The organism is Microbispora sp. H10885, from assembly GCF_014161415.1.
GTDB lineage: Bacteria > Actinomycetota > Actinomycetes > Streptosporangiales > Streptosporangiaceae > Microbispora > Microbispora triticiradicis.
In genome coordinates, this window is sequence record NZ_JABBWY010000006.1 from 227,907 (window position 1) to 250,944 (window position 23,038).

A 23,038-nucleotide genomic window follows, 5' to 3' on the forward strand; every position below is an offset into this window, starting at 1 on the left:
GCCCGGCCGTGGATCGATGAGACATTCGGAAGATGGGGATCGATCGCGAGGCGTGGGCCGACCGTCTGTTCGGCCCACGGGAGGACCTGCGGGATGGTGTGCTGGACGACGTGCCGGACGAGCCGCTCGACGTCGTCGTCTCGCTGACCGAGTTGCTCGGCGCCGCCGGGGAACTCGTGGGCAGATACTCCACTCCGCAGCTCGCGGATGGTCTGTGGTATCTGGCGGCCGACTCCGGGCTGTTCCGGCAGCTCTACAACCCTGCCGTGCCCGAGGACCCGCGAGCCGAATGCGCCGCCGCGATCCGGGAGCTGCACAAGCGGCTGTTCGAACCCCTCTGCGAGAACGCGCTGAGCCACGGCGACCACGGCGCGGCCGTGGAGGAACGCCTCAACAGCATCTGTTACATGTGGTGGGACGTCTTCCCCACCTGGGGCAGCCCGGACGACTCCGCCGCCCACGGGGTCGACGAGGTGCTGCTCGACGTCATGCGCGGCACCCTCTCGAGTGAGAACGTCGCCTGCGTGGAGAGCGGTCTGCACGGGCTCGGTCACTGGCACACCAGTTACCCGGACCTGGTCGAGAGCACGATCGACGCGTTCCTGCGTATGCGGCCGGAGATCGGCGTGGCCCTGCGCGACTACGCGCACGCCGCCAGGCGCGGCAGGGTGCTGTGAGCCACCGCACCGGTGCCCCGGCCGTCCCCTGAGCGGCCGGGACGCCTCGAGGTCACCCCTGGTGGAAGGTCATGTCCACGCCTGAGACGGTGTGGCGGACATGGGCGAACCCGTCCAGGTCGGCGTGCGCGCCGACCGCCTCGCTGAGGCACACCGCCTGCTGCGGGGCGAGGTCCTGCGCCATCTTGGAGGCCAGGTTCACCGGTGCGCCGGCCACGTCCCAGACGCCGGCCGGCGTCCGCCCGGCCAGCACCGGACCGGTGTCCACCCCGATCCGGCAGGTCATCCCGGCCTCCGCCAGGGCGGTCCGCAGATCGCGGGCGAAACGCACCGCTGGACCGGGCTCGTCGAACAGGTAGATGGCCAGCGGGCCGGCCACCTTGATCTCGACGGCGCCCTCCGGCGGCAGGAGGCGCCGCCCGGTCTCGCGCATCAGGGCCGACAGGTCCAGCCCCCGCAGGATCGCGACCTCGGATCCGCCGTGCCCGTCCACGACGCCGTCAACGGCCTGGTGCACGGCTTCGTCCACGGCGCGGTCGCCGGCGTCCGCCTCGCCGCGCTCGACCAGGACCACCGTCCGCTCGCGCAGGTGCCGCTCGGCGAGCGTCTGAGCGAGCCCGGCGTTCCCCGGATCGCGCTCCAGGCGCAGCAGGTCCTCGTAGAAGGCGGCGGAGTACGGGATCGGATACCACGCCCTGTCACCCAACGTCCCGTTACCGGACGCGGTCTCGGCGGCGGCGCGCGGGCCGTCGAGCACCCGGTAGACGGCCCGCAGCGGGCCACCGGGGACACCCGGCACGTCCTTCCTGCGCAGGACGAAGGAGTGGCCTTCCGGCAGCCGCTCGGCGACCGCCTCGGTCACCGCGATCTCGCCGCCTTCGGTGTGGCTCTCCGCGAGGACCTCGACGGCGTCGGCCTCCGCGCCGTACAGGCCGCCGTCCAGGTCGTAGAAGCTTCCGTGGTGGACGCCGACGCCGATCCGGACCCGGCAGCGGCGGACGATCTCGTCCTGCGTCCGCAACAGGGCCGACAGCAGCACGTCGGCGCCGGTCGAGGCCGGATGGAACATCTGCGCGTTGTCCGCCGCCCAGACGCCGACCGCCCGGCCTCCCGCCGCCGTGCCGTACGCGTGCAGGAGGCGTTTCGGGCCGTCGATGAGCGCCAGCACCTCCAGCAGGCCGAGGCTGCGGCTGAGCCTGGTCAGCCCGGCCGAGTCGGACACCACGCTGTAGCCGGTCGTGACGTGCGCGCCGAGCAGGCGCCGCGCGTCGACGGCGGTACGGCCGCTCGCCCGCCACTGTTCGACCAGCGTCAGCGGCAGGCCGGGGGCCACGTCCCTGGCGAGGTCGAATGTGCCGGGATCAGGGAAGGTGTCGGGCGTCACGGACGCAAGCTACTGAACGTGAGCGATTGCCCGCGCACGGTTGCCATCCGAAGTTGGAGCACCTGTCCGAGCGTGGCCCGGCACGGTCGCGGTGGGGATCGGCCCCTGTCGCAAAAGGCGGCGCTCTTACTTCAAGGTGATATCAGAGATCTGTTGGACGGCCCGAGCCCGGATCAGCGCGCCAGGGCGTCTTCTGCGAGCTGAAAGTCTCTGAACAGCGGGTGAGCCTCCGCGACGGATCCGCCCAGCATGGTCAGGACACGATCGAGCTCGGCCCGGGCTTCTCTTTTCCGTCTCGTCGTCGCGAGTGTGCGTGCGAGCGTCAGTCGGGTCCTCAGCAATTCCGGATGCCTGTCGCCGAGCGTCTCGCGCCCGGCGTTCAGCACCGCTCGCAGTTCCGCCTCCGCCTCCCGCAGTTCTCCCTGCTCGAGAAGCACACGCGCGAGAAGATGCCGGGTGGTGATGGTCAAGAAATTCTCGGCACCCAGGACTTCGCGCACGTCGTCGAGCAACGCGATACAACGTTGCCGGCATTCCTCGAATTTCCCCTGCCGCAGGAGAATGTCATCGAGCAGGTATCGCGTGACAAGCAGGTAGTAGTCGCCGGGATCGAGCACTCTGGACCTGACCTCGAGCACCCGGCGAGCGACCTTCTCGGCCTCGTCGGGCCGCTCCGTCATCGCCAGCACGAAAGCCACCTGGAACAGGCTGATCAGCGTCTGCGGGTCCTCTTCACCGAACGTCTTGGACCTGGCCTCGGCGACGGCACGGTATTCCCGCTCCGCGTCGGCTGTATCGCCCGTGAAATACAGCGCACCCGCCAGCTCGTGCCTGAGCTCGAGAAGCCCCGGATCGGCTTCGCCGAGGCCTCGCGCAAGCGAGAGCGCGGTCCGCGTCACCTCGAGCGCGGTCGTGTAGTGACCTGCGTAGACGAGAGCGGCGACCGCGCGTGCCACGCATTTCGCCACCTCGCCGAGGAGCCCGCTCACCGGGTGGCGGCTGACCTGCTCCATCACCGACATCATGTGGGGCAGAATCTCGAACCACCGGGGCCAGTCGGCAGGTTCCTCCATCTTGAGCCCTTCGATGGCATGAAGGACGAGCCCGACGCAGACTTTCGTGACGAGCGAGGTCTCCCGCCCTCCGTCCAGATGAAGGCGGTTGGCCTCCGCGATGAGGGGATGGACCACGATCGCGACGCCACCGACCGGCGGCCCCTCCGCTACGTCGATGAGTTTGACGGATTCGAGCGCCTTCAGCCCCTCGGCCACGGCTTCGACATCGCCGCCGTCGAATAGGTCTGCCAGAGTCCTCTCGTCCAGCATGCCCGTTGGGATCGGTATGGAGGGTGCGAAGCACGACAGGGTTCGCAGTATCGGACGCGCCTGACCTCGTCCCTGCGCGGTCAGCATGTCGAGCGACGATTCCCAGGTTCTGGCCAGGATGTCGCGTTCACTTCCGCCCCGTTTCATCAGCGAACCCAGATTGGTCCTCAAGGAGGAGGAATAGGCGGCGAAGCTTCGGTCGGAGGAGAACGGCGAAGACAGCAGGGAGCCCACGTGGCGCAGGGCCAGCGGAAGGCATCCGAGTCCACCGGCCAGCACCTCGGCCTCCTGGTCGGAGCCCGACGCCGGCGCGAGGTCGCGCAGCATAAGTGCCGCGTCCTGCGGATCGAGCGGCCCCACTTCATGGGGCTGGGTGAACGTTCCCCACTGCGACGGGTCACCCAGCCGGCTTGTCACAAGCATGGTCCCCCTGCGTGTCGGACGGAGCCAGCCGTTCCCGTCACCGGCCTTGATTGCGCCCACGTCGAGCACCCGTATGTCGTCGACGTTGTCGATGACCAGCAACCACTTCTTGTGCCGCGCCAGATGTCTCCAGAGAAGATCAGCCGAATTCCCGCGCCCGGCCAGAACCTCTTTCATCTCGCTTTCCCTCGCCCCGAGCGCTCCTGCTATCTGCAACATGGAGGTGACGAACTCCGACGAGGACACACCCGAAACCCACCACACCATTCGGTCCTTGTCGGCGGCTTCCTGAGCCGTTTTGATCGCTATCGCGGTCTTGCCTGATCCGCCCAGGCCGTACAGCAGGTGAACCTTTCCGTCAGGTCGCCGCACGACCTTGCGAAGTTTCCGGCGCACGGCCTTCCGGTCTCTGAACACCCTGGGCAGTCGCCCGACCGGCGGCCTGAGGATCGCCCGTGGGTCCAGCGCCACATCCTGGGCAGAGATCCCTTTCGCAGATTTGGACGCTTTCTCCTTGTCGTGCCGCCTGAGCTGCAAAACCGCCGATATCGCCCCTATCACGCCGGCGGCCGATCCGACCACTGTCCAAAACAGTCCAGCGTCCACCAGGACAGGCTAAAGACGGCATGGTTGAGGCGCAAGCAGGAAGCGATTCTCGACAAGTACTGGAAATACCGCGCCTCTCGGCAACCTCTCGCGATTCCGTCAGCGCAGGCGGCGCGACTGACCCCGTCTTCCCGCGGTCGGCGTGCGCGAGCGACGATTCCCACGTTCCGGCCAGGACATCGCGATTGGTGCCGCACGCCGAGCGTCTGCGCAGACCCCTACGTACCCCCTAAAGCTCCACAAACCCAGGGACGGGGAACGGCCGCATCATTACAGTGAAGATATGTCTGGTGAAACGGTGCCCGGTCGGGGCGAGCTGCGCGCGTCTGACAAGGATCGAGAGCAGGTCGTGGAGCTGCTACGAGTCGCCGCCGGAGACGGCCGGTTGAGCGCGGACGAGTTGAACGAACGGCTCGAAGCGGCGCTGACGGCGCGTACCTACGGGGAGCTCGACGCGCTGCTCACGGACCTCCCCGCGGCCGGAGCGGCGCTGGCGCGCGGTGTCGCGGCCAATCTTCCGAAGGAGCTGACGCGGATCGCGGTCGGCAGCGCGAGCGCGCAGCGCGACGGCGCCTGGGTGGTGCCGCAGCGCATGCAGGTCGAGTGCAAGAGCGGATCCGTCCTCCTCGACTTCACCGGCGCCGTCATCACGTCCCCCACGTTGGAGATCGAGGCGTCGGTGGGCAGCGGATCGGTGACGCTGGTGGTTCCGCCGGACGTCCTCGTGGACGTCGAGGATGTGGCGGTGGGCAGTGGCAGCGTACAGAATCGCACGCGTGTCGCCCCCGGCACGCCGGTTCGGCTGCGCATCCACGTGACGGGGAAGATCGGCCCAGGCACCATCATCGTGCGATAGCACGGGCCGCCCCGCCGCGTTGTCCGGCGACAGCCGCCGCGAAAGCGGGGGTCAGCGCAGGCGGGGGTCGAGGGCGTCGCGGACGACGTCGCCGAGCATGAGGAAGCTCAGCACGGTCGCGGTGAGGAACAGCGCCGGGAAGACCAGCAGGTGCGGGTGCTCGGCGAAGAACGTCTGCGCGGTGTTGAGCTGCAGGCCCCAGGACACGTCGGGGTACTGCAGGCCGACGCCGAGGTAGTCGAGCGTCGCCTCGCCCGCGATCACGTTGCCGACGTTCAGCATCGCGACCACGAAGACCGGGGCGACCGCGTTGGGCAGGATGTGCCGGACCATCAGCCTGCGGTCGCTCGCGCCCAGCATGCGGGCGGCCGCGACGTAGTCCATGTGCTTGATCGCGATGACCTGGCCGCGCATCAGCCGGGTCATCGTCGTCCAGCCGAGCAGGACGAGGACCAGCGTCATCGCCCACATCCCGTGGTCGGGGAAGGCCACCAGCACGACCGTCGCCCCGAGCACGAAGGGGACGCCGAAGAACACGTCGGTGGTCCGCGAGATCAGCGCGTCGGCGAGGCCCCCGTAGAACCCGGCGACGAGCCCGAGCACGATCGCGATCAGCAGGGCGAACACGGTCACCGCGACACCTACCACGACGGACGCCCGGGTGCCGTGCACGACCTGCGACCAGTAGTCGCAGCCCTGCAGGTCGTATCCGAACAGCGCGCCGGTCTGCGGGCCGCGCTTGGACATCCGCAGGTCGCAGTGCTCGTTCGGGCCCAGGGCGGCGAACAGCCCGGGGAAGGCCGCCATCGCCGACGCGACCAGCAGGACGGCGGCCGAGAGCCAGAAGACCACCCGGCCGCGCAGTTCCAGCCAGGCGTCACGCGCGAGCACGGCGGATCCTCGGGTCGAGCACGCCGTACAGAAGGTCGACGGCGAGGTTGGCGGCGATGAAGACCATGACGAGCAGGGTGACGACGCCGACGACGACCGGGCCCTCCTGGAGCTGGATCGACTGGAACACCTGCTGGCCGATCCCGGGCAGGTTGAAGATGCCCTCGGTGACGACCGCGCCCGCCATGAGGTTGCCGAAGTCGACGCCGAGGTAGGTCACGACCGGGATCAGCGAGTTGCGCAGCGCGTGCAGCCCGACGACCCGCCGCCGCACCATCCCCTTCGCGGTCGCCGTACGGACGTAGTCGGCGCGCAGGTTCTCCACCAGCGAGGTGCGGGTGAGCCGCGCCACGTACGCCAGGCCGAACGAGCCGAGGACCATGCCGGGCAGCAGGTAGCTGCCCGGCCAGCCGTCGTCGGTCCCCGCGGTCGGGAACAGTCCCAGGTTGAGGCCCAGCACGATCTGGGCCGTGTACCCGACCACGAACACCGGGACCGCGATGACGAACGTGGTGCCCGCGAGGACCGCCGTGTCGGCGGCCCCGCCCCGGCGCAGCCCGGCGAGGACGCCGAGGCCGATGCCCACGACGAGTTCGAAGACCCAGGCGGTCAGCGCGAGCTGCGCGGTGACCGCCCACCGGTCCTGGAGCAGCTCGCTCACCGGCTGCCCGGTGAAGGTCTCCCCCAGGTCGCCGCGGAACACCCCGAGCATGTAGTGGCCGTACTGCACGAGCAGCGGCTCGTCGAGGTGGTAGCGCTGCCGCATGACGGCGAGCACCTGCTCGGGCACCGGCTTGTCGCCCGCGAGCGCCAGCATCGGGTCGCCGGGCAGCGCGAACACCATCGTGTAGATCAGGAAGGTGGTCACGACGAAGACCGGGACCGCCTGCGCCAGGCGCCGCGCGGCGTACCTCACTCCCGCGTCACCCCTGCTTCACGCTGATCGCGTAGAGGTTCTTGCTGTACGGGGTCACGTTCACGCCGCTGATCCGGCCGGAGAAGCCGACCTGGTTCTGCCAGTTCCACAGCGGGATCATCGGCATCTCGGCGAGCGCGACGTCCTCGGCCTTCTGGTAGAGCGGCAGGCTGGCGTCGAGGCCGGGCGCCGAGTTGGCCTGCTTGATCAGGTCGTCGAACTCCTTGTTCTCCCAGCCCATCCGGTTGCCCGCGCCCCACATGTACTCCAGGTAGTCCTGCGGACTGGGGTAGTCCATGACCCAGTTGTTCCGGTACGGGCCGTCCTCCTTGCGCTCGCGGAGCGACGACAGGTAGTCGGAGGCGGGGACCTTGCGCAGCTTGATGTCGGAGATGCCGAGGTTCTGCTTGAGCTGGTTGGCGACGGCGGTCATCCAGTGCTCGTAGCTCGGGTCGGCGTTGGAGAACCACAGGGTCAGGGTGCCGCTGAAGCCGCCCGCCTGGTCGAACAGTGCCTTGGCCTTGGCCGGGTCGTACGTGCAGGCCTCGCCGCAGGCGTTCTCCCGGTAGCCGGGCACCAGCGGCGCGAGCAGCGACGCCATCGGCTTGAACGCGCCGTCGTAGACGGCGTCGACGATGGCCTTCCGGTCGATCGCCATCGAGAACGCCCGGCGCAGGTCGCGGTTGGCGAACCGCTTGTCGAACGTCGGGAAGCCCAGGTAGTCCATCGTGCCGTCGGGGGTCCGCAGGAACCGGTCACCGAGCAGCCGCTGCGCCTCGGCCGTGCTGGCCGGCGGGATCGTGGTCAGCAGGTCCACCCGGCCGGCCCGCAGGTCGGTGTAGGCGGTATCACGGCCGGCGTAGATCTTGAAGGTGACTCCGCCGGCCTTCGCCCTGCGCTCGCCGTTGTAGGCCGGCGACCGCTTGACCTTGATCTGCCGGTCGTGCTCCCAGGCGCCGTCGAGGACGAACGGCCCGTTGCCGACGGGCGCCTGGTCGTACGCCTTGAGGTCGGCGAACGCCGCCTTCGGCATCGGCGCGAACGCGATGTACGCCAGCGTGATCGGGAACTGGCTGAACGGCGCGGTGAGCGTGACCTCCAGGGTGTGGTCGTCCACGACCTTGAGGCCGCTCATCTTGTCGGTGGACGGGTCGCCCTTCTCGGGGTTGAGCTTGTCGTAGCCCTCGATGTTGGCGAAGTAGTAGTTGTTGGTCCACCCGTTCGGGCCGTAGGCGGTGGCGTTCCAGGAGTCGGCGAAGCTCTGGGCGGTGACGGGCTCGCCGTTACTGAACGCGCCCCCTTGCCTGATCTTGATCGTCCAGACCTTCTGGTCGGTGCTGGTCACCGACTCGGCCGCGCGCATCACCGGCTTGCCGCTGGCGGCGTCGATGGAGACCGGGGTCTCGAAGAGCGTGTCGAGCACGGTGATCGAGTAGTCGCTGGACGTGTTGCCGGGGGTGAGGTGGTCGGGCTCGGTCAGCGCGACGGAGAAGCGGTCGGCGTCCGCGCCCTTCGCGCCGCCGGACGAGGATCCTCCACAGCCGCCGCTCAGCATGACCGCGGCCGCGGCGAGGGCGGCCGCCCGGCTTCTCGTGACCCGCACTGTGCTCCGCCTCTCCGTGGTGTTGCGGGTGAGGGTAGGAAACGGGGCCGCCGTCTGCATCGGAGACTTTACGTATTGCTAGCGGGATCTTTACCGGGCAGTCTGAGCGTGGAGGATCGATGAACCCAATCAGCCTCAGCGCGCGCGGCCTGCACGCGGTCGCCGAGCTGGGCTTCCAGGTGGCCCGGCAGGGGGCGCACGGGGCGATGACCGCGCTGGGCGAGGTCATCCCCGTGGAGGCCTACGAGTTCGTCGCGTTCGACCCGGCGACCGGCCGGCACCGCTCGCTGGTCTCGGCCGGGTACACCCGCGTGGACGACGACGCGGCCGAGGAGTACGCCGGGCTCGACGCCTACCGCCGCGCGATGTCCGCGCGCACGCCGGTCGTCATGGGCTCTCCCGGCACCGAACGCTACTTCCGCCGCCATCTGGAGCCGTACGGCTGGCGCTCGGGGATAACCACGCCGCTGTTCCTCACCGGCGGGCGCTACACCGGCCTGCTGCACGTCGGCTCCCGCGCGGACCTGCCGCCCGAGGCGCCCGCGGTGATCAGCGCGGTGTCGCCCGCCCTGGCCCACCTCACCGACGTGACCCGCTGCGTGGTCGATCCCCTCGGCCTGCCTCCGGGCTTCCACGCGCTGGCGTTCGAGCGCGGCGGGCGGCGGCGCGACGTGGCGGGCTGGCCGCCCTCGCGGGCCCTCGCCGCCGAGCCGGCCATGGCGGACCTCGCGCGGGAGTTCATCGACTCGCGGGAGCTGTCGCGCCGCGGGCTGTGGCTCGACGGCACGGGCCAGTGGCGGGAGATGCGCCTGCACCGGGCCGGCGTCGGCTTCCACGGCTCCATCCAGGGCGCGGTCCTCGCCGAGCGTCCCTGCGCGCTGCCGTACGACCTGACCACCCGGGAGATCGAGGTGCTGACCCGGGTCGCGCGGGGCGACTCCAACCCCCAGATCGCCGCCGCGCTGGTGCTGAGCGTGCGCACCGTGACCACTCATCTGGAGCACATCTTCGCGAAGCTGGGCTGCGACAGCCGTACGCGCCTGACGACCAAGGTCCTCGCCGAGGGACTGGGCCGGCTCGACATCGCATAATGATCGCCCTGGCGGGACGCGCCGGGGCCAGGTCCGACATTATTGGCGCATGTCGGTTCACGAGCGTCGGCGCCTCCCCACGGGTCTGGAGCTGCTGTTCGGCGACGGCGGCGACGGCCGGGTGCTGTCCGCCGGCCTGCCGCCGGGGTCCCTCGTGTGGCCGGACCCCGACTACGACCGGATGCGCACCCATCACCGCCCGTCGTTCTGGCTGAGCGACGAGCCGGTGCCCGCCGGGCTGTGGGCCCGGCTGCGCGCCGAGCATCCCCGCTCGGGCCTGTGGCCGGTGCTGCTGGAGGACGGCGTGCAGCCCTGGTCGGCCGGGCAGATCGCGCCCGACTCGCCCGACCAGGTCGACTACTTCACCGCGGCCGGGTTCATGGCCGAGGCGTGGCAGGACCTGCTGCTGGGCCACGAGGCCTACCTCGCGCCGTTCGGGGCGGAGTGCCCCGGGCCCGCGCCGCCCGCCGCGCCGGTGGCCGACCCTGACGTGGTGGCCGACTGGTACGCCGACGTGGTGGCCGAGCGCATGACGCTCCTGGGGCTGGCCGCGGTGGGCCGCGGCGCCGACGCGATGGTCGCGATCGGCTGGCAGGGGGCGCTGCACCACAACGAATGGACCGTGCCGCTGGCCGCCGTCGTGCGCAGCTGGGAGGAACGGTTCGGAGCGCGGGTCGTCGGCATGGGGTTCAACACCCTCGACCTCAGCGTCGCCGCACCGCCCGCCACACCGGCGCACGCGTTGCACGTCGCGGCGGAGCACTGGACGTTCTGCCCCGACAGCGTCCTGCAGGGGCCGGGCACGCTGGCCGACTACGCCGAACAGCTTGTAGGCAGCAATGCCTGGTCATTCTGGTGGGATTGAAGGTTCTCGCCGTTTTCCGGGGTGATCGGCATTCGACACAACGAACTTACCGGAATAATCATTCATGGTTGATCCGGAGCGAGGGAGGCCGAGTGGACGGCGCGGAACTGGGTGGCCTGAACGCGGGTGGCCCGGATCGGGGCGGCCCGGACCCGGGCGACCCGCGGCCCGCCAAGGTGGCGGGCCTCGACGTCGGGCGGGCCAACATCGCGCGGATGAGCGACTACCTGCTCGGGGGCAAGGACAACTTCGCCGCCGACCGGGAGTTCGCCGAGAGCCTGATGGCCATCGCCCCCGAGGTGAAGACGATGGCCGTGGACACCCGGACGTTCATGGAACGGGTGGTCCGTTTCCTCGTCGACCAGGGCGTGCGGCAGTTCCTCAACGTGGCGTCCGGCCTGCCGACCCGCCGCAACACCCACGAGGTCGCCCAGGAGCTCGCGCCGGACGCGCGGGTGGTCTACGTGGACGACGACCCGGTGGTGCTCAGCCACGCCCGGGCCCTGCTCGCGCGCACCCCCGGCACCGGGGTGGTCAGGGGCTCGCTCCTGCGCCCGGCGGAGATGCTGGCCGATCCCGAGATGCTGAGGCTCGTCGACTTCCGGGAGCCGGTCGGGCTGCTGATCCCGGCCCGGCTGCAGTATCTCCCCGACTCCGACGAGCCGTACAAGTGCGTGGCCCACATGCGCGACCACCTCCCCTCCGGCAGCTACCTGGCCCTCGGCCACGCCGTCTTCGACACCCGGCCCGAGCTGGCCGCACCGCTCGTCGAGCTGTTCCGCCAGATCGTGGCCCGGGCCGACGAGGTGCCTCGGACCAGGGAGAAGGTGCTGCGCTTCTTCGACGGGACCGAGCTCGTCGAGCCCGGCCTCGTCTACATCCGGCAGTGGCGGCCGGAGGCGCGGGAGAGCGTCACGCGGGCCCAGCGGGTGTGGATCGTCGGCGGCGTCGGCCGCGTCCCCTGATCGTCGCGCCGCACCCGCGGGCCGGTCAGCGGACGAGCACGCACGAGGGGGTGCCCACGGCCAGCACCTGGCCGCCGTGCTCCGGCAGCCCCTCCTTCAGCCCCAGCGCGACGACCGCGTCCGACCGCTGGCAGGCCACGTAGAGACGGTCGCCGTCGATCGCGAAGTGCCGGGGCCACCGGCCCCCCGCGGGCGCCTCGGCCACCATCCTGAGCCCGGGCCCGCCGACGGCGAAGACGGCGACGGTGTCCGGCCCCCGGTTGGCGACGTACAGGTGCCGGCCGTCGGCGGACAGGGCGATGTGGGACGGCAGGTTCTCCCCCTCGGCGTCGCTCGCCCGGACCATCCCCGCCTCCCGCCAGGAGGCGTCGTAGACGCGTACGGTCCCGTCGAGCTCGCCGGTGACGTACCAGTGGCCCTCGTGGTGCAGGAAGTGCCGGGGGCCGCTGCCGGGAGCCAGCCGTACGGAACCCTCCGGGTGCGGGCGCATGCCGGGCAGGAAGCGGCGGACCTCGTCGGTGCCGAGGTCGGTCACGTGCAGGACGCCGTCGGGGCCGAAGACGGCCATGTGGGCGTGCGGGCCCTCCTGCCGTTCGGGGTGGGGGCCCCGGCCCTCGTGCGGGAACGTCAGCGGGCCGGGCTCCGGCATGCCGTCCTCCCCCAGCCGGTACGCCGTGACGGTCCCGTCGCCGTAGTTGGCGATCGCCAGCCACTCGCCCCGGTCGTCGATCGCGAGATGGCAGGGCAGCGATCCGCCGCTCGGATGCTCGGCCAGCAGGCGCGGGGCGGCCCGGTCCTCGCCGGCGGCGAGGACCGCGAGGCCGCCCTCCCCTTCACGTTCGAGCACGGCGTAGAGCAGTGGCAGCCGGGGGTGCCCGGCGACGAAGGACGGCCCGGAGACGGCCGTCTCGGCCACCGTCTCCAGCCGCCCCTCCGCGTCCGCCCGGGCCACCGTCAGACCGGGGCCCGATCCCTCCGTGTCGGGCGTGTATCCGCCGATCACCAGGTCGCCGGGTCGGGGCATCGTCACTCCAGGGGGATGAGTCGGGCCGGTCAGGTGATCGAATGCTATCGGCGCGGCGGCCCTCCTCGGTCAAGGGCCCGTCAGGCGGCGGGTCAGATGCGCCGTCAGGGGCCCTGTCAGACGGCCGGAAGCGCCTGTCAGGCGGCGGGCAGGCGGAGCACGAACCGGGCGCCGCCCGACGGCGCCTCCTCGACCTCGACGCTGCCGCGGTGGGCCTCGGCGATGACTCGGGTGATCATGAGCCCGAGCCCGCCGCCGTCGTGGCCGCGGTGGCCGCCGGCCCGGGTGAACCGCTGGAAGACCCGCCTCCGGTCGGCCTCGGGGACGCCGTCCCCGTCGTCGTCCACCAGCATCCGCGCGATCCCGTCATGCCGGGACACCTCCACCACCACACCGCGGCGGGCGTACCTCTGGGCGTTGTCCAGCAGGTTGGTGAGCACCTGACGCATCTGCTCGCGTACGGCGCTGACGTTGACCTGCCCGGACAGGCGGACCGTGACCGGGTGAGGGTCGCGGCGCGAGGCGACCTCCCGGCCGACGAGGTCGCTCAGGTCGACCAGTTCGCGCCCCTGCTCACCGGCCTGCCGCCCGGTGAGCAGCAGCATGCTCGTCACCACCGCCTCCGCCCGGTCGAGGCTGGGCAGCAGGCGCCCGGTCAGCGACGCGACGTCGGCCTCGGCGTCCTGGGCGGCGTCCTCCAGTTCCAGCCGTACGGCCGTGAGCGGGGTGCGTAGCTCGTGCGACAGGTCGGCGGCGAACCAGCGCAGCCGATCGCACTCCGCGGCGAGGGCCTTCCGCGCGCGTCGTTCCATCGTCGTGGCGGCGGCCGCGTACACCAGCACGCTCGCCACCGCGTATACCGAGATTCGCTTAGTCCGCATCAGAACGCCCCGTACCCCTATCTCTTCTTTAGACATATACGACAAGAAGGGTTATGGGGTTGCAGGGACGCAGTTTTTACCTAATATCCGACATATGGGAAGGAGAAGGTCCGATTCATGCGCTCAAGAGTGAGCCCGGCTCGCATCGGCGCCATAACGTAGCCCGTCGACGAGCAGCCCGACCATGCGCCGGCTGAAGGCCGCCCCCTCGCCCGCCACAGGCAGGCACAGGTTGGCGACGGCGTAGAGGAGCTCCTCCGGGCTGACGTCGGCGCGGATCTCGCCGCTCGCCGCCGCGGCGTCGAGCAGAGATCCGAGTGCGGGTCCGAGACGCCCCTGGAAGTAGCCGGGCAGGGCGTCGAACGCCGGATCGCCCGAGTGGAGGGCGGCGGCGAGTCCTCGCTTGGTCGCGACGAACTCGGTGTACCGATGGAGCCAGCGGGCGAGCGCCTCTCCCGGGTCGTGCTCCTCCATCAGCACCGGGGCCGCCTCGGCACAGGCGTCCACCTCTCGCTGGAACACGGCCTTGACCAGGTCGGAGCGCTGCGGGAAGTGCCGGTACAGCGTGCCGACTCCGACGCCGGCCAGATCGGCGATCTCCTTCGCGGGCGCGTCCACGCCCGAGGTGGCGAAGACGGCTTTCGCCGCCGTGAGCAGGGCGTCGATGTTGCGTTGCGCGTCGGCCCGCAGCCGGCGCGGCGCGCGCCCGGGCGCGCCGGTGCCCGTGGGACCGCCCGTGGGACCGCCCGTGGAACCGCCTGCGGTGCCGTCCGTGATGCCGTGTGTGCTGCCGGCTCCGGCCGGCGCCGTGTTCTCCGCCACGCCCCTCCTCCGCTTGCATAACCGGAAAGCCATTCCGTATAGTCGTTTCCGGAAAGCCGTTCCGCTTCGATTCAGGATACGGCACGCCCTGGCGTCCTCCGCCTCGGGCTTCACATCCCCGGCCTGCAGCCCCGGCCCGCACAGCCGGCGGCCGCCGCCCGGCCTCCGCCACCCACTCGTCATCACGGGAGATCGCATGCGTTACCGACCCCTGGGCCGCACCGGCATCAAGGTCAGCCCCTTCGCCCTCGGGGCGATGATGTTCGCCACGTCCTTCGGCAATCCCGACCCCGACGACTCGATCCGCATCATCCACAAGGCGCTGGACGCGGGGATCAACTTCATCGACACCGCCGACGTCTACGGCGACTCCGAAGAGGTCGTGGGCAGAGCGCTCCAGGGACGTCGCGACCACGTCGTCCTGGCGACCAAGATGAGCCGCCCGATGGGCGACGATCCCAACCAGCAGGGCGCCTCGCGGCGCTGGATCATGATCGCGGTCGAGAACTCGCTGCGCCGGCTGCGGACGGACCACATCGACCTCTTCCAGATCCACCGGCCGGACCCCGACACCGACATCGAGGAAACCCTCTCCGCGCTCACCGACCTGATCCGCAGCGGGAAGGTCCGTGCGATCGGATCGTCCACGATGCCCGCCTCCGACATCGTCGAAGCGCAGTGGGTCGCCGAGCGGCGCGGCCTCGAACGGTTCCACACCGAGCAGCCGCCCTACTCGATCCTCAACCGCGCCATCGAGACCGAGGTGCTGCCGGTCGCGCAACGCCACGGGATGGGCACGCTGGTGTGGAGCCCGCTCGCGCAGGGACTGCTCACCGGCCGCGTCCGCAGGGGGCAGCACAACGACCTGCGCCGCGCGAGCCTCTTCCGGCACCTCAACGACGAGCGCCGGCTCGACGCCGTCGAACGGCTCATCCCGATCGCCGAGAAGGCGGGCCTGCCGATGACCCACCTCGCGATGGCGTTCGCGATCGCCCATCCCGGCGTGACCAGCGCGATCATCGGGCCGCGCACGATGGAGCACTTCGACGACCTGCTTGCGGGCGTCGACGTCACGCTCACCGACGAGATCCTCGACCAGATCGACGAGATCGTCCCGCCCGGCACCGACGTCGGCACGCTCGACCAGGCCTACCTTCCCCCGGCTCTCCTGCGCCCGGAGCTCCGGCGCCGGCCGGTCACCGAACGCGCCGCCGCCTGACCAACGACCCTCGCGGCCGGTCCCACTCCGCACCGGCCGGAAAACCGCGACGAACCTCTTGGAAGAAGGACCTGTGAGCGCGCCGTTCACCGAAGCCGCCGGTATTCCCGTCGGCGATCCCACTCCTGTCATGACCTTCAGCCCTGTCGTGCTGCCGGTCCCGGGCCGGACCGTCGATCTGCGGATCAAGGTCTCCGCACCCGCCAGTGGGAGCGACCTGCCCGTGATCCTCCTGTCGCACGGCCACGGGCCGTCGAACTTCGTGTCCTCCCTGCACGGCTACGGGCCCCTCGCGGACTTCTGGGCCGCTCACGGTTTCGTCGTGATCCAGCCCACCCACCTGGACTCGATGACGCTGGGTCTGCGTGAGTCGGACGACCCGGAGGCGCCGTCGTACTGGCGGTCCCGGGCCGAGGACATGCGCCACATCCTGGATCACCTCGATCAGATCGAGGCCGCCGTACCGGGACTCGGGGGACGCCTGGACCACAGCCGGATCGCCGCGGCCGGGCACTCGATGGGCGGGCACACGGTAGGCCTGCTGTGTGGCCAGGGGGTCGCCGATCCGTCCGGCGGGACGCCGGTGGACCTCTCCGACCCCCGCGTCAAGGCGGGGGTGCTCATGGCCCCTCCTGGCGGAGGCGAGGGCCTCGCCGCGTTCGCGGCCGAGCACTATCCGGTTCTGCGGACCACCGGCTTCACCGCGATGACCACGCCCGCCCTCGTCGTCGTCGGCGAGAACGACCGGAACCCGGCGTTCTCCGATCGCGAGGACTGGCGCGCCGACGCGTACCACCTGAGCCCCGGCCCCAAGAGCCTGCTGACGCTGTTCGGGGCAGAGCACGGCCTCGGCGGCGTCGGCATGTACGACGCGGCGGAGACGACCGACGAGAACCCCGAGCGCGTCGCCGCGCTGCGGGCGCTCGTCTGGGCCTATCTCCGCACCACGCTCTATCCCGGCGACTCCGCCTGGAGCGACGCAATCGCCGCGCTGAACGGCATGCCCGATCCGCTGGGCACGGTCGAGTCGAAGTGAACCGGTCACCTGGTCCTGGCGGCTCCGCGCGGGCCCGCCCGCCGTACGGGCCGCCGGGGCCGGGCGGCGGGCTCGGGCAGCGGGCCTGGGCAGCGGCGTGAAGCAGCGGCGTAGGGCAAGGGGCAGGAGCGCCCCGGCTGACGCGGCGAATCGCCGTCACGCGGGTAATTTCGCGTTCTCAGCTTCCCCAAGACGCATGTCGGGCCCCAATAGTGCGGGTACGGAACTTATGCCACATCTGTTCGCTTAGCACCGGATTTGATAGGGGGTTCTCCGGTGGCTCCTCTCCGCACGGAAGCTCTCCGATCCGAACCGGTCCCGCCGGTCCTGCGCCTCGGCCTGGCCGCGCTGCTGGCCGCCGCGGCGGCCGCGGTCACCCTCGCGGTGCCGCCACCGGCGGACGCCGCCACGGCGCACCGCCACCGGCCGCGCGCGGCCGCGGCCAAACACGGCCACAGCGTACGGCAGGTGGCCCGGGGCTCCCGGACCCACGTGAGGGCCTACCGGTCCGGCAATGGCCGGTACAACCAGAACCTCCTCGGCGTCTACACGCCGTCCTTCCTGGGCGGCCCGCAGCAGAGCACCGTCACCAACGCCGGGCAGAACAACGTGCAGAACGCCTACGGCGGCGGCGACGTCTGCCAGTTCATGCGGTGACCACGACGGCGGCCGGTGGCCGCCCCACCGGCTCCGCCGGTCAGATCCGGTGCCTGCGCCACCGCTGGTCGGCGTCCGCCCAGGCCGCGTCCCACTCCCGGTAACGGGCGCGGTCCAGCCGCCGCCGCGTCAGGACGAGACAGGCGGCGGCGAGTGCGACCGCGGCCGCCATGACGCCGGAGGCGGCGAGCCCCGCCCTGGCGGTCATCTCGGCCCGATGCGGCGGCGGCGTGACCGGCCTGCCCTGACCGTCGATCCACAGCCGGGCCCGGGGCCCGTCCCGCAGCAGGAGGGCCGCCGGCACCATGCCTTCGCGGACCCCGCCGTCCGGCAGCGTCCAGCGCGCCGCGGTCGCCCCCAGCAGGACATGCGCGTCGGCCGCGCTCGCGGTGGCCTCGCCCGTAAGCGTCGCCTCGACCAGGTGCCGCGCCCCCGGCCCCGCCGCGGGCCCGCCGCCGTACGCCGCGCGGGCGGCCAGCGCGGCCGGCCACACCGCCAGGAGGACGGCGACCAGCGCGGCCGCCACGAACCCCGCCTCGACCCGGTCCGACCGGCGGCGCAACGGGTTGCGGTCGGGCCGGTAACGACGCAGCCCCGCAACGACCCAGACGGCGATCGATCTCATGGCACACCTCCCAGGCATGGTTCTCGCGCCACCGTCGGCTCCCAGGAGAGTGCCCCCCGGAGCGTCCCCAGAGCGAGCCTGAGGGCCGCTGCCGGGAGTCCGGCGAGACCAGACGGCGTGGGCGGGATCTCGGGCGGGCCGGCGGTCCGTGTCCACTGCCCACGGCTCCGCCTTCCACGCACACGCGAGCCACCCGGAAGCGAGGAGATCCCGGCCCGCGAACCAGGAGTGCCGCTGACGCGGACCGGAGGGAGAAGGAAGCGACTCGCGTCGCGGGGCGCACCCGGGTGAGCCGGATCGGTGCACCAGGTCTCAGCAGGGCGTCAGCTCGCCGGCGTGCCGGCGTGCCGGCGTGCCGGACGGTCGAGCGGCCTGTGCGGCCTGCCGGCGAGCCTCGGCGCTCGGCGCTCGGCGCTCGGCGCTCGGCGCTCGGCGCTCGGCGCTCGGCGCTCGGCGGAGCTTACTCCAGGACGTCGGAAGGGGTGCGCCGGACGCTTTCGCTCTCGTCGAGGACGAACCCCATCCTCATGATCATCTGGGGCGCCTCGCCCGAGCACAGGTGCCTGCGGATGAACTCGCGCAGCTCGCACATCTCCAGCGCCTGGGTGTGGAAGGCGGCGCTCACCCCGTACGCGGAGGCGTGCAGCAGCATCCGCTGCAACCCCTCCCCCGCGATCAGCCAGTCCTCCCGGGCGTCGCCCGGCGTGCAGAGCAGCGCCACGAGGCCGGTCGAGGTGGAGACCCGCTCCTCGGGAGCCGCCCCCCACTCGTGACCCCTGCTGTAGTCGCGGGACGCGAAGTGCTGCGGGTAGGTCCGCCGGGGATCGGTCGGGTAGCCCGCCACCGGCACGCCGTCGCGCCGCGCACTGCCCGGAGGCCGGGCCCAGCGCATGAGTTCGAGCACGAACTGCCGGTCCTGCGCCTGCACGTCCTGGGCGGCCCCGGTGAGCGCGGCGAGCACCCGTGCCGGAGCGTCCGACCTGACGGGCGCGAGGTGCGCTCCCTCGGCCGCGGCCTCCCGTACGAGCGCGTCGGTCAGGGGGTCGGGCATGGGCAGCGCGGTGAACCCGGCCCGATGGGTGCGGCGGCGCTGGACCTCCCCGTACAGCAGGCGGGTGTGCTCGCCCGGCTCGCGACCCGGCCGCACCCGCACCGTGGCCAGCAGCATCGGACCCTCCGGATTGGGCAGCCGGCGCACCTCGGGCTCGTACCCGAGCGCCATCAGCGTGATCCGCACGTTGAACAGCGCGGCGCCGCAGCTGATGGTCATCTGCCGGCCGGTGGGATCGGAGACGCGCAGCCTCCGGTCCGGGTCGGCGCGCAGGCTGATCTCGTCGCCGGAGACGGCGAACGTCCAGGGCTGGGTGTTGTGGATCGAGGGCGCCCACAGGGCGGCCTCCACGGCCTCCCGCGCCGCCTGCGCGATCCCCTCAGATGTCCGAGTGTTCACGATCTTTCCCTCTCACAGGGCGCGTACCGCCCGGCCTCGAAGCGCCGCGGCGTGCCGCCGCGCGCCGCGCTACAGCAGCGGCGGCGCGATGAGCAGGTCGTCGACGAGGAAGGCGAGGTCGTCGGCGTCGACCTCGACGACGCCCTCGACCCGGCGGACGGCGTGCAGCAGCGGCTTGACGGCCGATCTGCGGGGCACCTGCCCCTTGATCGTCACCACTCCGCCGGCGACGTTGACGTCGAGGTCGCCGAAGTCGAGATCCATCCGGTCGACGACCCGCTCGATCTCGGCCCGGATCTCCGCCGCCGGCCGCGCGAAGACGCGCAGCAGGTCGCCCTGGTGCACGGTGCCCACGATGCGGCCGCTCACCGCGTCGATCACCGGGAGTTGCTTCACGCGGTTGCGGTGCATCAGCCGGGCCGCGTCGCGCACGGGGGTGCCGCCGGTCACCGTGATCGCCGGGCGCGACATGATCTGCCCGGCGTTCGCGCCCGCCGCCTTGCGCTGCTCCACGCGTCGGCGCGGACCACTGAAGACGCGCTCGCCCAGGTCGATCTCCTTCAGCAGCATGTCGTCCTCGGAGACCACCCCGACCGGGCGCCGGTCGGCGTCGATGACGGTGACCGCGCCCACTCCGAACCGCCGCATGGTGGCGACGAGGTCCGCGAACGACGCGTCCATCCGCACCGCGATGGCCACCCTGCCCATGACATCCTTCACCTTCGCCGTCATGACGACGCCTCCCGTCTCTCCATGCCAGCGTGCCCCGCCCGCGTTCCCGCGGGTGAGCGGTGAAGGTCCCGAGTGGACGGGACTTTCGGCCACCGATCCGCGGCTCCGGGGCGGGCGCGTCGGCGGCTGGACGGATGGCCGGACGGGCGGCCGGACGGGCGGCGGGGTGGTGGCGAAGGGCCCGGCCGGGAGGGTCGTCGGTCCCTTCGCGCCCGGTCCGCGGCGCGATGCGATGGGAGATGTAGGGACCCGTCCGGAAGGAGCCGGTCATGCACATGAAGGTGCGGGACGTCATGACGAGTGAGGTCGCGTCCGTCAACGGCAGCACGCCGTTCCGCGACGTGGCCGAGATCATGATCGCCCATGGAGTCAGCGCGGTGCCCGTCGTGGACGGCGAGGGGCACGTCATCGGCCTGGTCTCCGAGGCCGACCTGCTGCGCAAGGAGGAGTTCCGCGAGCAGTTCTACCGCGAGGGCTACCGGCCGCCCCTGCGCGCCCGTCTCCGCGAGGCCGTGGGCCACGGGACCGTACGGACCCAGGAGCGGGCCCGTGGCGTGACCGCGGCCGAACTCATGTCGGCGCCCGCGGTCACCACCCGGCCGTACACCAGCGTGGTCAGCGCGGCCCGCCTGATGAGCGAGCACGGTGTGAAGCGCCTGCCGGTCGTGGACGACGAGGACGTGCTCGTCGGCATCATCAGCCGCCACGACCTGCTCAAGGTCCTCGCCCGCGGCGACGCCGACATCGCCTGCGAGGTACGCGAGGACATCGTCGGCACCTGCCTGTGGGCCGACCTGTCGGGCGTCGAGGTGTCGGTCGAGAACGGGGTCGTGACCCTCACCGGCGCCGTCGGACGCCGCTCGCACGCACGCGTCCTCACCCGGATGGTCGAGCGGACCAACGGCGTGCTCGGCGTGGCCGACCGCCTCGAATGGAAAGAGGACGACCTCGGCCCCTGGGAAGGGCACTGACGGAGGCCGCCGCCCGGGACGGGGGACGACGAATTTTCCGCCGGATCCCGTGCCGCGGCGGTCACCGTTGACCTGGGCAGACGCGGACGGAGAACGGGTACGGCGGAGACGCGGCCGCCCGTGTTTTTCCACGGGAGTGGTTTTCGCCGGCCGATCGGCGGTAGCGAGAAAAGAGACCGATCAAGCGAGAGACAAGGAGAAGCACGTGATCACCCACGAGCAGATCCCCATGGTGCTCGACCACCCGGTCCACGACTCGAACGGCGACAAGATCGGCGACGTCGCGCACGTCTTCCTGGACGACGCGACCGGCCTGCCGAAGTGGCTCTGCGTGAAGACCGGCCTGCTGCGCACCAAGGAAACCTTCGTTCCCCTCCACGAGGCGAACGTGACGGCCGGCGGGATCGAGGTTCCGTACGACAAGGAGCACGTCAAGAACGCCCCCGACGTCGACCTGGACGAGGGCGGGCACCTGTCCGCCGAGCAGGAGCGCCTGCTCTACCGCCACTACGACATGGGCTGGGACGAGGCCTGGGAACGCGCCAACGAGCCCGGCAGCCTGACCGGCTGGGCCGACAGCGGCGGGCGCCGCGAGCGTGAGCGCCTGGGCCACCCCGGCGAGACCGCGGACCGCGCCGGCGACGGCACGGACTACGCCGGTACGGGGACGGACTACGCGGTGACCCGTCGCGGGGAGCGGTACGGCACCGACGACCCGTCGCTCGGCTCCATGGACCGGCTGGACGCCGAGATCCCCGGCACCCGGCCCGGTGAGCCGCTCGCGCCGCGGGACCCGGCGACCCGCTCCGGCGAGCTCTTCGGCGGCGGCGACACCGGCGTCTCCTCCAGCGAGCCGTACGACATGGACGACCCGGCGACCAGGTCAAAGGAGCGGTTCGAGGGCGGCGACCCCGTGAGCGGCTCCGGGGAACGGTTCGTCGGCGACGCCGAGACCCGCGCCGAGAAGCGCTTCGACGCCGATCCGGACATCCGCGCCGGGCAGCGTTTCGGCACCGACGCGAAGACCCGCGACCGCTACGAGGATCCGGACGCCGAGCGGGACCGCGATCATCGGGGCCCCGGCCTCTGATCCGGCCGCCGATCCCGGCTCCTTGAACGGGCATCCGCCCGTCACCAGCCCCGTTGCCCCGGTGTGCCTCCGCCACCGGGGCAGCGGCGTGCCCGGACCCCCACCGCGTCTGACCCACCGCATCGGACCCACCGTGTCGATTCGTGCCGGGGCTGGGACGGCCCCGGCGAAGCGAGCCAGGGCAGTACGACCGGCCGTCGCCGGGCACTCGCAGGGCTCCCCCGCCGCGTCGGCCCACTGCGTCGGCCAAGGCCGGGGCCGGAACGCGGTGGCGAGGCGTCTTGGGCCGGGGCTCGGGTCAGTGCTAGCGGCCGTCGCCGGGGGCCGGGAAGGGGTCCTCCTCGATCACCTCGCCGCGCACCACCCTGTTGCGGGAGCCTTCCGCGCGACCGGACCGTGCCTGACCGAACCCTGCCTGACCGGACTGTGCCTGACCGGACTGTGCCTGACCGGACCGTGCCCGCTCGGACCCCGCGGGGCCGAATCCCGCCGGGTCGGACTCCACCTGACCGAACAGCGGCGCGTACGGCGAGCGGGCGGCGAGCGACCGCACCCGGCGGCCGAGGAACCACGACAGCCACCGCCGGGCGATCGGCCGGGTGAACGGCAGGATCAGGAAGAACCCGAACACGTCGCTGAGGAAGCCGGGGGTCAGCAGCAGGGTGCCGCCGGCCACGATCATCGCGCCGTCGGCGAGCTCACGGTCGGGCATCCGCCCGGACTCGACGGCGCTGCGCAACGCGGCCCACGCCCGCCGTCCCTCCCGGCGCACCAGCCAGGCTCCGACGAGGCTGTCGGCGATGAGCAGGGCGACCGTCTGCCACCCGCCGATCACGCTGCCCACCCGGATCAGAAACCAGATCTCCAGGACGGGCACCACGAGGAACCCCAGGAACAGCCCGATCCGCACCATTTCTCGCCCCACTCAC

At 71.5% G+C, this 23,038-nt stretch carries 22 protein-coding genes; 10 read left to right on the forward strand and 12 right to left on the reverse strand.

Annotated elements, in window-relative coordinates:
* Positions 1-32 precede the first annotated feature (32 nt).
* Positions 33-677 (forward strand): hypothetical protein, encoded by a 645-nt coding sequence (locus tag HHX37_RS17695; RefSeq protein ID WP_182886118.1) that lies wholly within the window; start codon positions 33-35, stop codon positions 675-677.
* 52 nt (positions 678-729) lie between these two features.
* Here HHX37_RS17695 and HHX37_RS17700 read toward each other — a convergent pair whose 3' ends face one another.
* Positions 730-2,061, reverse strand: coding sequence for a family 3 adenylate cyclase (locus tag HHX37_RS17700; RefSeq protein ID WP_182886119.1), 1,332 nt, complete (start codon positions 2,059-2,061; stop codon positions 730-732).
* 173 nt (positions 2,062-2,234) lie between these two features.
* Complete coding sequence (locus HHX37_RS17705; RefSeq protein ID WP_182886120.1) at positions 2,235-4,415, reverse strand: tetratricopeptide repeat protein; 2,181 nt, start codon at positions 4,413-4,415, stop codon at positions 2,235-2,237.
* A gap of 283 nt (positions 4,416-4,698) precedes the next feature.
* Between HHX37_RS17705 and HHX37_RS17710 the strand changes: the two genes are divergently transcribed.
* Entirely contained in the window at positions 4,699-5,271 is a 573-nt protein-coding gene (locus tag HHX37_RS17710) for a DUF1707 SHOCT-like domain-containing protein (protein WP_182886121.1), read from the forward strand.
* 51 nt (positions 5,272-5,322) lie between these two features.
* Here HHX37_RS17710 and HHX37_RS17715 read toward each other — a convergent pair whose 3' ends face one another.
* From HHX37_RS17715 to HHX37_RS17725, 3 genes are read right to left on the reverse strand one after another with little or no spacing between them, the layout of a single operon-like run.
* Complete coding sequence (locus HHX37_RS17715; protein ID WP_310738057.1) at positions 5,323-6,162, reverse strand: ABC transporter permease; 840 nt, start codon at positions 6,160-6,162, stop codon at positions 5,323-5,325.
* Positions 6,149-7,078 (reverse strand): ABC transporter permease, encoded by a 930-nt coding sequence (locus HHX37_RS17720; RefSeq protein ID WP_111701538.1) that lies wholly within the window; start codon positions 7,076-7,078, stop codon positions 6,149-6,151. The genes HHX37_RS17715 and HHX37_RS17720 overlap by 14 nt, the downstream gene beginning before the upstream one ends.
* Positions 7,079-7,085: 7 nt before the next feature.
* Entirely contained in the window at positions 7,086-8,681 is a 1,596-nt protein-coding gene (locus HHX37_RS17725; RefSeq protein ID WP_182886122.1) for a peptide ABC transporter substrate-binding protein, read from the reverse strand.
* Positions 8,682-8,800: 119 nt separating this feature from the next.
* Here HHX37_RS17725 and HHX37_RS17730 point away from each other — a divergent pair, with 119 nt between their 5' ends.
* The 3 genes from HHX37_RS17730 to HHX37_RS17740 all read left to right on the forward strand — a co-directional run bounded on the left by HHX37_RS17730 (position 8,801) and on the right by HHX37_RS17740 (position 11,602).
* Positions 8,801-9,772: a helix-turn-helix transcriptional regulator gene (locus HHX37_RS17730; protein ID WP_111701536.1), complete on the forward strand. Its 972-nt coding sequence runs from the start codon at positions 8,801-8,803 to the stop codon at positions 9,770-9,772.
* 49 nt (positions 9,773-9,821) lie between these two features.
* A complete protein-coding gene (locus tag HHX37_RS17735) occupies positions 9,822-10,637 on the forward strand; it encodes a DUF4253 domain-containing protein (protein WP_182874623.1) in 816 nt (271 codons plus the stop codon).
* A gap of 92 nt (positions 10,638-10,729) precedes the next feature.
* Complete coding sequence (locus HHX37_RS17740) at positions 10,730-11,602, forward strand: SAM-dependent methyltransferase (RefSeq protein WP_310740420.1); 873 nt, start codon at positions 10,730-10,732, stop codon at positions 11,600-11,602.
* Between the two features lie 25 nt (positions 11,603-11,627).
* Here HHX37_RS17740 and HHX37_RS17745 read toward each other — a convergent pair whose 3' ends face one another.
* The 3 genes from HHX37_RS17745 to HHX37_RS17755 all read right to left on the reverse strand — a co-directional run bounded on the left by HHX37_RS17745 (position 11,628) and on the right by HHX37_RS17755 (position 14,329).
* Positions 11,628-12,626 (reverse strand): lactonase family protein, encoded by a 999-nt coding sequence (locus HHX37_RS17745; protein ID WP_182886123.1) that lies wholly within the window; start codon positions 12,624-12,626, stop codon positions 11,628-11,630.
* 137 nt (positions 12,627-12,763) lie between these two features.
* Complete coding sequence (locus HHX37_RS17750; RefSeq protein WP_182886124.1) at positions 12,764-13,507, reverse strand: sensor histidine kinase; 744 nt, start codon at positions 13,505-13,507, stop codon at positions 12,764-12,766.
* 123 nt (positions 13,508-13,630) lie between these two features.
* Complete coding sequence (locus HHX37_RS17755; protein WP_220502943.1) at positions 13,631-14,329, reverse strand: TetR/AcrR family transcriptional regulator; 699 nt, start codon at positions 14,327-14,329, stop codon at positions 13,631-13,633.
* A 196-nt stretch (positions 14,330-14,525) separates the two neighbouring features.
* Between HHX37_RS17755 and HHX37_RS17760 the strand changes: the two genes are divergently transcribed.
* From HHX37_RS17760 to HHX37_RS17770, 3 genes are all read left to right on the forward strand, one after another.
* On the forward strand, positions 14,526-15,548 hold the full coding sequence (locus HHX37_RS17760; protein WP_182886126.1) for an aldo/keto reductase: 1,023 nt from the start codon (positions 14,526-14,528) through the stop codon (positions 15,546-15,548).
* A gap of 130 nt (positions 15,549-15,678) precedes the next feature.
* Complete coding sequence (locus HHX37_RS17765) at positions 15,679-16,584, forward strand: alpha/beta hydrolase family protein (protein WP_182880652.1); 906 nt, start codon at positions 15,679-15,681, stop codon at positions 16,582-16,584.
* Positions 16,585-16,860: 276 nt separating this feature from the next.
* Entirely contained in the window at positions 16,861-17,241 is a 381-nt protein-coding gene (locus tag HHX37_RS17770) for a hypothetical protein (RefSeq protein WP_182874618.1), read from the forward strand.
* A gap of 40 nt (positions 17,242-17,281) precedes the next feature.
* On the opposite strand, the gene HHX37_RS17775 is transcribed toward HHX37_RS17770, so the two are convergent.
* The 3 genes from HHX37_RS17775 to HHX37_RS17785 all read right to left on the reverse strand — a co-directional run bounded on the left by HHX37_RS17775 (position 17,282) and on the right by HHX37_RS17785 (position 20,048).
* Positions 17,282-17,866 carry a hypothetical protein gene (locus HHX37_RS17775; protein WP_182886127.1) on the reverse strand — a complete coding sequence of 195 codons (585 nt, stop codon included), beginning with the start codon at positions 17,864-17,866 and terminating at the stop codon, positions 17,282-17,284.
* Between the two features lie 460 nt (positions 17,867-18,326).
* Positions 18,327-19,316, reverse strand: a complete 990-nt coding sequence (locus HHX37_RS17780) for an Acg family FMN-binding oxidoreductase (RefSeq protein WP_182880655.1) — start codon at positions 19,314-19,316, stop codon at positions 18,327-18,329.
* Positions 19,317-19,385: 69 nt separating this feature from the next.
* Positions 19,386-20,048, reverse strand: a complete 663-nt coding sequence (locus tag HHX37_RS17785; protein WP_182886128.1) for a CBS domain-containing protein — start codon at positions 20,046-20,048, stop codon at positions 19,386-19,388.
* Between the two features lie 269 nt (positions 20,049-20,317).
* Here HHX37_RS17785 and HHX37_RS17790 point away from each other — a divergent pair, with 269 nt between their 5' ends.
* Both HHX37_RS17790 and HHX37_RS17795 read left to right on the forward strand, forming a co-directional pair.
* Entirely contained in the window at positions 20,318-21,019 is a 702-nt protein-coding gene (locus HHX37_RS17790; RefSeq protein WP_182886129.1) for a CBS domain-containing protein, read from the forward strand.
* A gap of 205 nt (positions 21,020-21,224) precedes the next feature.
* On the forward strand, positions 21,225-22,109 hold the full coding sequence (locus HHX37_RS17795; RefSeq protein WP_182886130.1) for a PRC-barrel domain-containing protein: 885 nt from the start codon (positions 21,225-21,227) through the stop codon (positions 22,107-22,109).
* Positions 22,110-22,413: 304 nt separating this feature from the next.
* Here HHX37_RS17795 and HHX37_RS17800 read toward each other — a convergent pair whose 3' ends face one another.
* Complete coding sequence (locus HHX37_RS17800; RefSeq protein WP_310740421.1) at positions 22,414-23,034, reverse strand: FxsA family protein; 621 nt, start codon at positions 23,032-23,034, stop codon at positions 22,414-22,416.
* Positions 23,035-23,038 lie beyond the last annotated feature (4 nt).